Source organism: Pseudomonas parafulva NBRC 16636 = DSM 17004 (assembly GCF_000730645.1).
GTDB lineage: Bacteria > Pseudomonadota > Gammaproteobacteria > Pseudomonadales > Pseudomonadaceae > Aquipseudomonas > Aquipseudomonas parafulva.
Genome location: NZ_BBIU01000037.1, coordinates 51,611 through 63,965 on the forward strand (window position 1 = coordinate 51,611; position 12,355 = coordinate 63,965).

The following is a 12,355-nucleotide window of genomic DNA, read 5'->3' on the forward strand; positions in this document are numbered from 1 at the left end:
ATAGGCAGCGTGCCACCCGTGCGGACTGCAATTGCCGGGTGCATAGGCTGTGGGTCATGTGTTCGCGCTCTACATCTCATGCGCACCGTGCCGCCAGCTCTCCCCGTGATCAGCTTTATCAACTGTGAGCCAATCCCATGTTCAAGATCGTCCATCTGGTGACGGGCGTGGCAGCGCTGCTGCTATCGTTCATGCCCAGCCTGAAAACCGAAGCCATACCCTTCCTGCAACAACCCGACGCGGTGTACCTGGCCCTGCTCGGCCTGCTCAACCTGATACTGGCACCGGTGGTACCGCTGTACTACCGCGGCGCCAGGCAACAATTGCAATACCTGGCCTGCGCCCTGCTGGTGGTAGCGGTGGTGCTGCAAACCCTGACCCTGCTGGCGCGCCCGGAAATGGGCAACCTGGCGGCACTGGTCTGTGCATCGCTGGCTGTGCTGCTGCACCTGGTGGCGGGTTTCGCCCAAAGCCCGCGCAAGGCCCGTGCAACCCAGCACAGCACACCTGATGCCAGCAACCGGGATACCGGCACCGTGAAGTGGTTCAACACCTCCAAAGGCTTCGGCTTTATCTCCCGGGATTCCGGCGACGATATTTTCGTGCACTTTCGCGCCATTCGCGGTGAGGGCCACCGCATTCTGGTCGAGGGCCAGCGCGTCGAGTTTTCCGTGATGCACCGCGACAAAGGCCTGCAGGCCGAGGACGTGGTGGCGGTGAACCGCCGCTGAAACCCACCCCTCCAGCGGGCCGGCCACCGGCCCGACAGGTAAGCCGCCGTGTTCAGTAATGAGGCGGCGGCGCCTCCTCACCCTCACTGCCGTACTGCCCTAACATTTCCTCGTAACGCTTGAGCAACTCGGCCATCTGCAACTGCAGCCGCTCGATCACCCGCCCCTGCTCCACCACCACGTCATTGAGCGCCTGGATGGTGTCATCCTGAAACGCCTGACGGGTTTCCAGCTCGACCATGCGCTGCTCAAGCGACATCGGCGGCCTCCTTGAAGCCTTCCAGCTGCAAAGCCCGCACGCGCTGGCGAACCACTTGCACCTGCTCGTCGCTGTAGCTCACCGCCGGGCACTTGCCCCAAACCGGTGCCGGCCATGCCGCGTCGCCTTGCATACGCACGATCACGTGCATGTGCAACTGGCTGACCACGTTACCCAGGGTGGCGACATTCATCTTGTCGGCGCCATAGCTGGCTTTGAGCGCGACGGCCAACTGGGTGGTTTCCTGCCACAGCTGGTGTTGCTCGGCGGCGTCCAGGTCGAAAAGCTCACTGACGCCCGGGCGTTTTGGCACCAGGATGAACCACGGATAGTTGGCATCCTTGCTCAGCAGCAGCTGGCACAGCTCGAAATCACCCAGTACCACCGTATCGAGTTGCAAACGCGAATCAAGAACAAACAAAGTGAATCTCCTCCAAGCGGATACAGCGGTTACAACGTAAAAAAGCCGTCATCAGAATACGCTGCACGATTCCGGTAACACAGCGCTACTTTTCGCACCAAAATGACGCCTCCTGCACACGGCCTGACACAAAGGAAGGCCACAATTGACTCTGGATTAACAAATCGCGGTAACACATTGACTTTGATAGCAAGCTAGCGGGTTTGCCACGTGGGTTTACACAGGCACACCATCAGACAGCCCACACCCCGTGTTTTCAGGACTTGGTGGGGTTCGCCCGCGGCAAATGTGAAAATTTCATCAACCAGGAGCAAATATGAGCACGCTTGTTGCATTGCTCTGACGCCAAGTCGGCATGACTACTGCAATACCCGGGTTACCAAGGCTCTGTGTGAAAAGCTGCGGATTACGACCTGAAAATGCCCGACAGCGACGTGGAAAAAAAGTTCCGTAAAGAGTGCTTATTGCCATATCGCCAACGTCAGTCAGCGTGCTATATCTTTTCGCCGACATAACAAGAAAGAGCTGCACCCAATAACTAGAACACCTGGATGCAGCGGTACTCTTCCTAAAAAAACCAAAGGAGCAAATCACGATGCGCGTGATGAAGTGGAGCATGATCGCCCTGGCCGTTTCGGCGGGGTCCTCGCAGATGGCACTGGCCTCTTCGCAGGATGAGTCCAAAGGTTTTGTTGAAGACAGCAAGCTGAGCGTCAAAACTCGCATGCTGTATTTCAGCCGTGATTTCCGCAACAACCAGGGCGGCCAAAGCCGCCGCGAAGAAACTGGCCTCGGTTTCGTCGGCACCTACGAGTCGGGCTTCACCCAGGGCACCGTAGGTGTAGGCCTGGACGCCATCGGCATGCTGGGCCTGAAACTGGACAGCGGCAAAGGCCGCGCCGGCACCGGCCTGTTCCCGACGGGCTCCGACGGCCGCTCGCAGGATGACTACTCCAAAGGCGGCGGCGCGGTGAAATTCCGCATTTCCGACACCGTACTGAAAGTCGGCGACCAGTTCACTGCGCTGCCCGTCTTCGCAACCGATGACAGCCGCCTGCTGCCTGAAATCGCCCAAGGTGCATTGCTCACCAGCAACGACATCAAAGGCCTGACCCTGCACGCCGGCCGCTTCACCAGCCTGACCGGCCAGGAGCAGACCAACCGTGACAGCCTGCGCCTGAAGGAAGCCGATGTATTCGGTGGTACCTACGCCTTCACCGACAGCCTGTCCACCAGCCTGTACTACTCCAAGGTCGAAGACTACTGGCGCAAATACTACGCCAACGTCAACTGGGCGCTACCGCTGTCCGACAAGCAAGGCCTGGTGTTCGACTTCAACTTCTACGACACCAAGAGCGACGGCCAAGGCCTGCAGCGCGCCGAAAAAGACGGCGTGACCAAGCTCGACAACCGTGCCTTCAGCCTGTCCGGCGCGTACAACATCGGCGCGCACACCTTCACCCTGGCCTACCAGAAAGTGACCGGTGATGGCGACTATGGCTACGGCGTAGACGGCGGTGGCACCGTGTTCCTGGCCAACTCCGTGGCGCGTTCCGACTTCAACGCCGAAGGCGAGAAGTCCTGGCAGGCCCGCTACGACCTGAACTTTGCCGAGTACGGCATCCCAGGCCTGAGCTTCATGACTCGCTACGTGCGCGGTACCGGTGCAGACACCGGCACCACCAGCAATGGCAAGGAATGGGAACGCGACATCGACATCAAGTACGTGCTGCAGGAAGGCCCGGCCAAGGACCTCAGCTTCCGCGTACGTCAGGCCACCTACCGCTCTTCCGATGGCGTCTACTACGGCTCCCCATCGCTGGACGAACTGCGCCTGATCGTGGAGTACCCGCTGAGCATCCTGTAAGCCTGGCTTGCAGTGCCCCGCACTTGAAAAGCCCGGCGATCACGCCGGGCTTTTTCTTTGGCTGACAACAGCGGCGCCCTGGGGCATCCTGTACGCCTTCGTTTCACCCCCGTACAATGCGGGGCTATTTCAACGTATTAGACACGGCTAACCATGCGCACCAGTCAATATTTGCTCGCCACCCAGAAAGAAACCCCTGCCGACGCAGTGGTCATCAGCCACCAGCTCATGCTGCGTGCCGGCATGATCCGCAAACTGGCCTCCGGCCTGTACACCTGGCTGCCGATGGGCCTGCGGGTCATGCGCAAGGTCGAGAACGTGGTGCGCGAGGAAATGAACGCAGCCGGCGCACTGGAAGTGCTGATGCCCAGCATCCAGCCCGCCGAACTGTGGCAGGAATCCGGCCGCTGGGAGCAGTACGGCCCCGAGCTGCTGCGGGTCAAGGACCGTCACCAGCGTGAGTTCTGCGTGGGCCCTACCCACGAAGAGGTCATCACCGACCTGGCCCGCAATGAGCTGTCCAGCTATAAACAGCTGCCGCTGAACATGTACCAGATCCAGACCAAGTTCCGTGACGAGATCCGCCCGCGCTTCGGCCTGATGCGCGGCCGCGAGTTCATCATGAAGGACGCCTACTCGTTCCATGCCGACCAGGCTTCCCTGCAGGAAACCTACGACCGCATGCACCAGGCGTACACCAATGTCTTCACCCGCCTGGGCCTGGATTTCCGCCCTGTGCAGGCCGACACCGGGTCCATCGGCGGCAGCTATTCGCACGAGTTCCACGTGCTGGCCGAGTCGGGTGAAGACGATGTGATCTTCAGCGACAGCTCCGACTACGCCGCCAACATCGAGAAGGCCGAGGCCATGCCGCGGGAAACCGTGCGCCCTGCCCCTACCGAAGAGCTGCGCCTGGTCGATACGCCCAATGCCAAGACCATTGCCCAGCTGGTTGAAAACTTCGGCCTGCCGATCGAGAAAACCGTCAAGACCTTGATCGTACGTGGCTCCGAAGAGGGCAAGCTGGTCGCCCTGGTCGTGCGTGGTGACCACGAGCTCAACGAAATCAAGGCCGCCAAGCTGGAGCAGGTGGCTGACCCGCTGGTCATGGCAACCGATGCCGACCTGCGTGACGCCATCGGCGCCGGCGCCGGCTCGCTCGGCCCGATGAACCTGCCGCTGGAGTGCGTGATCGACCGCTCGGTGGCCCTGATGAGCGACTTCGGCATCGGCGCCAACATCGACGACAAGCACTACTTCGGCGTGAACTGGGAACGCGACCTGCCCGTACCTCAGGTGGCCGACCTGCGTAACGTGGTCGAAGGCGACCCAAGCCCGGACGGCCAAGGCACGCTGGTGATCAAGCGCGGTATCGAAGTGGGCCATATCTTCCAGCTGGGCACCAAGTACAGCGAGGCGCTCAAGTGCCAGGTACTGGGTGAAAACGGCAAGCCAGTGGTGCTGTCCATGGGCTGCTACGGCATTGGTGTATCCCGTGTGGTGGCCGCTGCCATCGAGCAGAACCACGACGACAAGGGCATTATCTGGAACGATGCACTGGCGCCCTTCCAGATCGCCCTGGTACCACTGCGTTATGAGACCGAGGTTGTTCGCGAGGCGACCGACAAGCTGTATGCCGAGCTGACCGCTGCCGGTTACGAAGTGCTGCTGGACGACCGGGACAAGAAGACCAGCCCCGGCATCAAATTCGCCGACATGGAACTGATCGGTATTCCGCACCGCATCGTGGTCAGTGACCGTGGCCTGGCTGACGGCAACCTGGAATACAAGCACCGGACCGAGCAGGATGCCCAGGCGTTGCCGCTCAACGAGGTGCTGACCTTCCTGCAGACCCGCGTTCGCCGCTGATAACCAATGCCCGAGTGATCATGTCAAAGCGAAGTACCTTCAACCTGACGGGCGCCGCACTGTGCGGCGCCCTGCTCGTCAGCGGCTGCGCCAACCAGATGCCCCAGCGTAGCGACCATGAGGAGCGCGTGGAGCGCAAGCTGCTCGAGCACACCTTGCAAATCGATGTTGGCGAGCCAGAGGTCATGGAGCTGCCGCAGCGACGTGTGCGCGTGCACGAGCAGAAGCGTTTTGAAGTCACCGAATACGAAGTGACCCGTCACTACGACCGCTATACGCCCTACCAGCCATGGCGGGAAATCTACGAAATCCCGCTTGGCGCTGTTGCGGTGGTGGCAGGCGTTGGGGCAAATGTGGTCAACGTCTTCGCCTTGGGCAACCTGCCGCAAAGTGTCACCCATGACTGGCTGAGCTACGGCGTGGATGGCCTCAACCCGTTCATGAACGTGGCGTCCAATGGCCGCGCCCAGCAGAACCTTGCGGGTATCAGCGAAGTGCAGAAAGCCAAGCGCGAAGAGGCCACGAGCATGCCGTGGAGCGAGCGCCTGGTCGAGGTGAAAGCGGGCAAGGTGACCCACGAACTCACCACCGACCGCAATGGCATGTTGCGCTTGAACCTGCTGGACACTCCGTTCTCCGAACAGAACCTCAACCACGTTGGCACACTGCATCTACAGGTCGTGGATGAAGACAACGCGGTACGCGGTGATGCCAGCCTGTTGGTCAGCGCCACGCTGCGCAACAAGTTGCGCGAAGCCCACGAGCTGATTTTCGACGACCTCGAAGACGACGATGTCGGGCAATGGGTGCACCGGGTCAAACGCCTGTCAGAGCTGGGCCTGGAAGAGGAAGCCAGCGAAATGGAGCAAAGCCTGATCGAGCTGACGCGCAACGACCCGGAGCTGCAACAGGAGTTTCTCAAGTCGTTGACCAAGGCAACCGGCCGGCTGGTGGCCGACCCAGGCGCGCACTGACCCATTGATCCACTGGCAAAATGCGCCTTCTTTATAGAGAGCGGGCGCACCGTCGCCAGGTAGGCTACTGCGGTGGGAACAACTCCATCTGTTCATGCGCCCCGCGCAGGTCACGCAACCTCACCCCTACCCCCAGCAAGCGCACCGGTTTGCCACCCCTGGCGAACGCCTGCCCCAATAACTGCCGATAACTGTCCAGATCCCTGCCCGCCCCGGCCTGCTCCAGCGTAGTCTGGGTGAAGTCGTGGAACTTGACCTTGACGAAGGGTTTGTCCGGTCGGTAGCTGGCGTCCATTCGTTCGATGCGGGTATTCAGGCTTTCCAGCAGCTCCGGCAAGCGCGCCAGGCAACTGGCCAGGTCCGGCAGGTCGGTGTCGTAGGTGTTTTCCACGCTGACCGATTGGCGACGGCTGTCGTTATGAACAACCCGCTCGTCAATGCCTCGCGCCAACCCCCACAAGCGCTCGCCGAAACTGCCAAATTCGCGCACCAGCGCCAGGCGCGACCAGTCTCGCAGTTGCAGGCAGGTTTCAATGCCAAGGCGCGTCAGCTTCTCTGCGGTCACCTTGCCCACACCATGCAGCCTGGCAACCGGCAATGCGGCGACAAACGCCTCGACCTCGCCGGGCGTTATCACAAACAACCCATTGGGCTTACGCCAGTCACTGGCGATCTTGGCCAGGAACTTGTTGGGCGCCACACCTGCAGAAACCGTGATGTGCAGCGTGCGGGCAACACGCCGGCGAATGTCTTCAGCGATGCGCGTGGCGCTGCCGGCGTACCACTGGCTGTCACTGACGTCCAGATAGGCTTCATCAAGGGACAACGGCTCGATCAGGTCGGTGTACTCGCGGAAAATACTGTGGATTTCACGGGAAGCTTCGCGGTAGGCCTCGAAACGCGGCTTCACGATCAACAGGTCCGGGCACAGCTTGAGGGCATGGCGGGACGACATGGCCGAGCGCACACCATAGGCACGCGCCTCATAATTGCAGGTGGCGATGACCCCACGCCGCTCGGCGGAGCCACCCACTGCCATCGGCCGACCGGCCAGGCGCGGGTCGTCGCGCATCTCGATTGCTGCGTAGAAGCAGTCGCAGTCGACGTGGATGATCTTGCGCAAAGACATGGATGACCGTGAGCACTGTAAATTCATACAGATAGTAGCGCATGAGGCCTGGAGTGAAACAGCCTGTGCCCAGGGTTGCCCGATTACCGGCCTGAAAACCCCGCCACGCCTGGGGCGCTCCCCCTTTACGGCTGCTAAGAGTTTGAACGGGAAAGGTTTTTTTAGAATAAAGCTTGACACCTCCAGGGAAATCCGTAGAATTCGATCTCACAGGCGCGGGATGGAGCAGCCTGGTAGCTCGTCGGGCTCATAACCCGAAGGTCGTCGGTTCAAATCCGGCTCCCGCAACCAGATTCGAGAGAAGGCCACTGTTAACGCAGTGGCCTTTTTCTTTGGCCCTGAGAAAGGGCGACAAAAAAATCAAAAGAATCAACAAGTAGCGCTTGACACCCTCCATGGAAACTGTAGAATTCGCCCCACTGACGCGGGATGGAGCAGCCTGGTAGCTCGTCGGGCTCATAACCCGAAGGTCGTCGGTTCAAATCCGGCTCCCGCAACCATATCGTCAGAACAAACCCCGCCTGTTTAGCGACAGGCGGGGTTTGTTGCTTTAGCGCCCCCGTATACCCCGCCTGCCTTGTTTTGCTGGGGCCTGCCCAACCATAGGCTTGGCCCGCCGCCCTTAGAATGAACTATCTTTAACGCTGCCTGGCTGTTAAGCGCCTTGGGCAGGAGTAATATTGGATACGTTTTCCCAAAGGGACTTTCACTTGGCCGCACCTCTTCTTCACCTCGCGCCTGCTGCACGAGGTAACCCATGACTTCGCACAACCCCGAACCCGCAGGGCCACTGGCAACCGCACTGCCCACTGCAGCGCAGCGCCTGCCTTTGCTCGAACGCATCAGCCGCTACCGCCAGCCCATTGGCCTGGCGGTGACCCTGCTGTTGTTCACCATGGCGCTGATCGCCTGCCGCCACCTGTTGAGCGAGCTGGACATCTATGCCCTGCACGACGCCATGCTCAGTGTGCCGGTGCACGCGTTGCTGGGCGCCCTGCTGGCGACCGTGGTCGGCTTTGTGATCCTGCTGGGTTACGAGTGGTCGGCCAGCCGTTACGCCGGGGTGAAATTGCCGGCAAGCAGCCTGGTGCTGGGCGGCTTCAGCGCGTTCGCGATTGGTAATGCCATTGGCCTCTCGATGCTCTCGGGCGGTTCGGTGCGTTATCGCCTCTATGCCCGCCAGGGGCTCGGTGCGGGTGAAGTGGCGCGCATGACGGTATTCGCCAGCCTTTCACTGGGCTGCGCACTGCCACCGCTGGCAGCCCTGGCCACCTTGAGCAACCTGCCAGCGGCCTCCACTGCCCTGCGTTTGTCGCCCACCCTGCTGGCGGGTGTCGCCATCGCGGTGCTGGTGGCCAGCGCACTGCTGGTGGCCGGCTTGTACCGCAGGCGCCTGGCGGAGCAACCACTGGCAGACAACTTGCTGGTGCAACTGGGCCGCCGCACCCTGCGCCTGCCGGGTGCCCGCCTGGCAGGCCTGCAGTTGCTGATCACTGCGCTGGATGTCGCCGCTGCGGCTACTGTGCTGTACCTGCTGTTGCCAGAGGCACCACCCTTCGGCGCGTTCGTCCTGGTCTACCTGCTGGCCCTGGCAGCCGGCGTGCTCAGCCACGTACCGGGAGGTGTCGGGGTTTTCGAAGCGATCCTGCTGGCCGCCTTTGCCAACCAGCTGGGTGCCGCTCCGCTGGCAGCCGCCTTGCTGCTGTATCGGCTGATCTATGTGGTGCTGCCGTTGCTGGTGGCGTGCGTACTGCTGCTGGCCAATGAAGCCAAGCGCCTGCTGTTCGCCCAGCAGGCAATGAAGGCTGCATCGGGGTTGGCTGCGCCGATCCTGGCGATCATGGTGTTCATCTCCGGCGTGGTGTTGCTGTTCTCCGGCGCTACACCCGAGATTGACTCGCGCCTTGAGCACATGGGTTTCCTGATCCCTCACCGGCTGATCGACGCATCGCACTTTGGCGCCAGCCTGATTGGCGTACTGTGCCTGCTGCTGGCCCAGGGCCTGCGCCGGCGCCTGTCCGCTGCCTGGCTGCTGACCACGGTATTGCTGCTGGTGGGCTCGTTGCTGTCGCTGCTCAAGGGCTTCGACTGGGAAGAAGCGTCCCTACTGACATTCACCGCTGCCCTGCTCGCCTTGTTCCGCCGCTCGTTCTACCGCCCAAGCCGCCTGCTGGAACTGCCGTTCTCGCCGGTGTATCTGGTCGCCAGTGCCTGCGCGGTCGGTGCTTCGGTATGGCTGCTGCTGTTCGCTTACCAGGACGTGCCGTACAGCCACCAACTGTGGTGGCAGTTCACGTTGGACGCCGATGCCCCACGCGGCCTGCGTGCGGCCATGGGCAGTGCCTTGCTGCTGGCGGCGTTGGCGCTGACCTGGCTGCTGCGTACGGCGCCACCGGTCATTCATCAGCCCGATGAAGCGGAGCTGCAGCGCGCCAACCGCATACTGCTGGCGTCGGACCAACCCGACGGGGGCCTGGCCCTGACCGGCGACAAGGCCCTGCTGTTCCACCCCCGCGACAACGCGTTTCTGATGTACGCACGCCGTGGTCGCAGCCTGGTGGCGCTGTACGACCCCATTGGCCCTGCCCAGGAACGTGCCGAAATGATCTGGCAGTTCCGTGACCTGTGCGACCTGCACCATGCCCGGCCGGTGTTCTACCAGGTGCGCGCCGAGAACCTGCCGTTCTACATGGACATCGGCCTGACCGCGTTGAAGCTGGGCGAGGAAGCCCGGGTCGACCTGCGCCGCTTTGATCTCGAAGCCAAAGGCAAGGAGATGAAGGACCTGCGCTACACCTGGAACCGTGGCGGTCGCGATGGCCTGACCCTGGAAATCCACGAGCACGGCCAAGCCCCGCTGGCCGAGCTGAAGGAAATTTCGGATGCCTGGCTGACCGGCAAGAACGTGCGCGAGAAAGGGTTCTCGCTGGGGCGCTTCAGCCCGGAGTACCTGCAGCACTTCCGCATCGCCCTGATTCGCTTCCAGGGCCGGCCGGTGGCGTTTGCCAACCTGCTGGAAACCCACAGCAACGAACTGGCGAGCCTGGACCTGATGCGTGCCCACCCAGAGGCGCCGAAGCTGACCATGGAATTCATGATGATCGGCCTGATCCTGCATTACAAAAGCCATGACTACGGCCGCTTCAGCCTCGGCATGGTGCCGCTTTCCGGCCTGCAGCCGCGCCGTGGCGCGCCCCTTACCCAGCGCCTGGGTTCGATGGTGTTCCGCCGTGGCGAGCAGCTTTACAACTTCCAGGGGCTGCGCCGTTTCAAGGACAAGTTCCAACCGGACTGGGAACCCCGTTACATGGCTGTGCCAGCCGGGCTCGACCCGCTGGTGGCACTGGCCGACACTGCTGCCCTGATTGCCGGCGGCTTGACTGGATTGGTGAAACGCTGATGACCCGACGCTTTTGGCTGTACCTGCTGGTTCCCTTGCTGCTGGCCGCCCTTGGCGGCGGGTTGGCGTTCTGGCTATGGACGCGGCCGGCACCTGAGGCCCGCCTTGAACAACTGACCATTGATGGCACCAGCATCACCCGTGTTACCCCCGGGGTGCGCGCCACCGCCAGGGTCGCCATCGGTGTGCCTGAAGACCAGGCCCTGACCCACAAGCAACTGCTGGACCTGGCCCAGGCCGCAGACGCGCAACTGGTGCAGGTGACCTTGCCCGCCGCCGATTGCAGCAAGCAGCAGCAAGCGATGGACCAGGCGCTGGCCCAGTTGCCGCAGCCACCCACGTTGGTGGCCGGTATCGGGCCAGGTGCCGCACAGGCCTGGCGCTGGCTAGCCAGCCAAGGCAACGACAAGGCCCGGGCTATTTCCGTTGGTTTCACGCTGGAGCAACCCGGGTGCCAGGCCCCGCTGCCTAAATCCGCCCCCCACGGCCACTGGAACGTGGCCTGGAACGACAACCCCGATGATGCCAGCGCCGCCTTCGTCCGCGACCAGGCCAACGCCGAAACCAGCATCAGCGACTACGACATTCATTTGCCACAAGTGCTCAAGGCGCAGCTGACCCAGGCGCTGGTTGGCCAGGACGGCAACGCCCTGGCCATACCGGTGGTTGAAGTACCTGCCGGGCAGACGACTGACACCGTGACCCTGTTCCTTTCCGGTGACGGCGGCTGGCGCGACCTTGACCGCGATGTGGCCGGGGAAATGGCCAAGCTCGGTTACCCGGTGGTGGGCATCGACACCCTGCGCTACTACTGGCAGCACAAGACGCCGGAACAGAGCGCAGCCGACCTGTCCGAGCTGATGCATCACTACCGCCAGAAGTGGGGCACCAAGCGCTTCGTGCTGACCGGTTATTCATTTGGTGCAGACGTACTGCCGGCCATCTATAACCGCCTGCCGGCCGAGGACCAGCAACGCGTCGATGCCGTTGTGCTGCTGGCCTTCGCTCGCAGTGGCAGCTTTGAGATCGAAGTTGAAGGCTGGCTGGGCAAGGAAGGCCAGGAAGCACCTACAGGCCCGGAAATGGCCAAACTGCCGGCGGCCAAGGTGGTGTGCGTGTACGGGGTGGAAGAAACCGACGAAAGCGGTTGTACCGACAAGACGGCCGTGGGCGAGCGTTTGAAGCTGCCGGGCGGCCATCACTTTGACGAAAACTACCCGGCACTGGCCAAGCGCCTGATCGACGAGATCGAGACGCGCCAAGGCAAGTCGAGTGTGGCGGAGCAGAACTGACGGGGGCGAGCGCCGCCTGCGGCGCATCGCCATGCTCATAGAGCCGCAAGTATCCAGTTGACCTGGCAGGCACCTGTGGGAGCGGCTTCAGCCGCGAACACCGGCGAAGCCGGTGCCCTACTCCGCGCTGCCTGTTTCGCGGATAAACCCACTCCCACAAGGATTGCGCATTTTTTCTGACTAGCAGTGTGGGCGCCTCTGTGGGAGCCTGATTCTGCTGTTTGTATCGTGGGTGACCTTCTTCGTCTAGCAATTTAGCCGCTGCGCCGAAGAACGCCGCCGCAAGTCGATTCAGCAGGCCATCGAATAAGGCGCAGCCGCCAACGCCTCGCAGCCCCAGGTGCGACGCCCAGGCAAGTTGGGCGCTTCCGCCTGATCAGGCGCTTTCTCGGGTAAACCCCTATCCTGTGGGA

The 12,355-nt window shown here is 62.1% G+C and carries 9 protein-coding genes, 2 tRNA genes and 1 pseudogene; 9 read left to right on the forward strand and 3 right to left on the reverse strand.

From position 1 onward, the window contains the following. Window positions 1–137: 137 nt before the first annotated feature. The gene (locus tag PPA02S_RS23465) at window positions 138–731 is read left to right on the forward strand and encodes a cold-shock protein (RefSeq protein WP_028634595.1); all 594 of its coding nucleotides are present in this window, start codon (window positions 138–140) and stop codon (window positions 729–731) included. 52 nt (window positions 732–783) lie between these two features. On the opposite strand, the gene PPA02S_RS19755 is transcribed toward PPA02S_RS23465, so the two are convergent. Both PPA02S_RS19755 and PPA02S_RS19760 read right to left on the reverse strand, forming a co-directional pair. Then, the gene (locus tag PPA02S_RS19755; RefSeq protein WP_028634594.1) at window positions 784–990 is read right to left on the reverse strand and encodes a SlyX family protein; all 207 of its coding nucleotides are present in this window, start codon (window positions 988–990) and stop codon (window positions 784–786) included. Next, window positions 980–1,411 (reverse strand): HIT domain-containing protein, encoded by a 432-nt coding sequence (locus PPA02S_RS19760; RefSeq protein WP_028634593.1) that lies wholly within the window; start codon window positions 1,409–1,411, stop codon window positions 980–982. Before PPA02S_RS19760 ends, PPA02S_RS19755 begins: the two co-directional genes overlap by 11 nt. A 595-nt stretch (window positions 1,412–2,006) precedes the next feature. Between PPA02S_RS19760 and PPA02S_RS19765 the strand changes: the two genes are divergently transcribed. The 3 genes from PPA02S_RS19765 to PPA02S_RS19775 all read left to right on the forward strand — a co-directional run bounded on the left by PPA02S_RS19765 (window position 2,007) and on the right by PPA02S_RS19775 (window position 6,121). Next, on the forward strand, window positions 2,007–3,278 hold the full coding sequence (locus PPA02S_RS19765; RefSeq protein WP_028634592.1) for an OprD family porin: 1,272 nt from the start codon (window positions 2,007–2,009) through the stop codon (window positions 3,276–3,278). A 153-nt stretch (window positions 3,279–3,431) separates the two neighbouring features. Beyond that, the gene (locus tag PPA02S_RS19770) at window positions 3,432–5,147 is read left to right on the forward strand and encodes a proline--tRNA ligase (RefSeq protein ID WP_028634591.1); all 1,716 of its coding nucleotides are present in this window, start codon (window positions 3,432–3,434) and stop codon (window positions 5,145–5,147) included. 20 nt (window positions 5,148–5,167) lie between these two features. Beyond that, window positions 5,168–6,121, forward strand: coding sequence for a hypothetical protein (locus PPA02S_RS19775; protein WP_028634590.1), 954 nt, complete (start codon window positions 5,168–5,170; stop codon window positions 6,119–6,121). 64 nt (window positions 6,122–6,185) lie between these two features. Here the strand turns inward: PPA02S_RS19775 and dinB are convergent, their stop codons facing one another. Further along, window positions 6,186–7,244 (reverse strand): DNA polymerase IV, encoded by a 1,059-nt coding sequence (gene dinB, locus PPA02S_RS19780; protein WP_161629594.1) that lies wholly within the window; start codon window positions 7,242–7,244, stop codon window positions 6,186–6,188. A gap of 220 nt (window positions 7,245–7,464) precedes the next feature. On the opposite strand from dinB, the gene PPA02S_RS19785 reads away from it, so the two are divergent. The 5 genes and pseudogenes from PPA02S_RS19785 to PPA02S_RS23470 all read left to right on the forward strand — a co-directional run. Continuing rightward, window positions 7,465–7,541: transfer RNA gene (locus PPA02S_RS19785), tRNA-Met, on the forward strand. 132 nt (window positions 7,542–7,673) lie between these two features. After that, window positions 7,674–7,750, forward strand: a tRNA-Met gene (locus PPA02S_RS19790). A gap of 257 nt (window positions 7,751–8,007) precedes the next feature. Then, window positions 8,008–10,650: a bifunctional lysylphosphatidylglycerol flippase/synthetase MprF gene (gene mprF, locus PPA02S_RS19795; protein WP_028634588.1), complete on the forward strand. Its 2,643-nt coding sequence runs from the start codon at window positions 8,008–8,010 to the stop codon at window positions 10,648–10,650. Further along, the gene (locus PPA02S_RS19800) at window positions 10,650–11,942 is read left to right on the forward strand and encodes a virulence factor family protein (protein ID WP_028634587.1); all 1,293 of its coding nucleotides are present in this window, start codon (window positions 10,650–10,652) and stop codon (window positions 11,940–11,942) included. Before mprF ends, PPA02S_RS19800 begins: the two co-directional genes overlap by 1 nt. Before the next feature lie 205 nt (window positions 11,943–12,147). Beyond that, window positions 12,148–12,318 (forward strand): annotated as a pseudogene (locus PPA02S_RS23470) (putrescine ABC transporter permease PotI); the annotation flags it as partial. Window positions 12,319–12,355 lie beyond the last annotated feature (37 nt).

Bases quoted from the DNA above. Each gene is read 5' to 3' on its own strand.
- PPA02S_RS23465 (WP_028634595.1), top strand. From the start codon at position 138: ATGTTCAAGATCGTCCATCTGGTGACGGGCGTGGCAGCGCTGCTGCTA.
- PPA02S_RS19755 (WP_028634594.1), bottom strand. From the start codon at position 990: ATGTCGCTTGAGCAGCGCATGGTCGAGCTGGAAACCCGTCAGGCGTTT.
- PPA02S_RS19765 (WP_028634592.1), top strand. From the start codon at position 2,007: ATGCGCGTGATGAAGTGGAGCATGATCGCCCTGGCCGTTTCGGCGGGG.
- PPA02S_RS19770 (WP_028634591.1), top strand. From the start codon at position 3,432: ATGCGCACCAGTCAATATTTGCTCGCCACCCAGAAAGAAACCCCTGCC.
- PPA02S_RS19775 (WP_028634590.1), top strand. From the start codon at position 5,168: ATGTCAAAGCGAAGTACCTTCAACCTGACGGGCGCCGCACTGTGCGGC.
- mprF (WP_028634588.1), top strand. From the start codon at position 8,008: ATGACTTCGCACAACCCCGAACCCGCAGGGCCACTGGCAACCGCACTG.
- PPA02S_RS19800 (WP_028634587.1), top strand. From the start codon at position 10,650: ATGACCCGACGCTTTTGGCTGTACCTGCTGGTTCCCTTGCTGCTGGCC.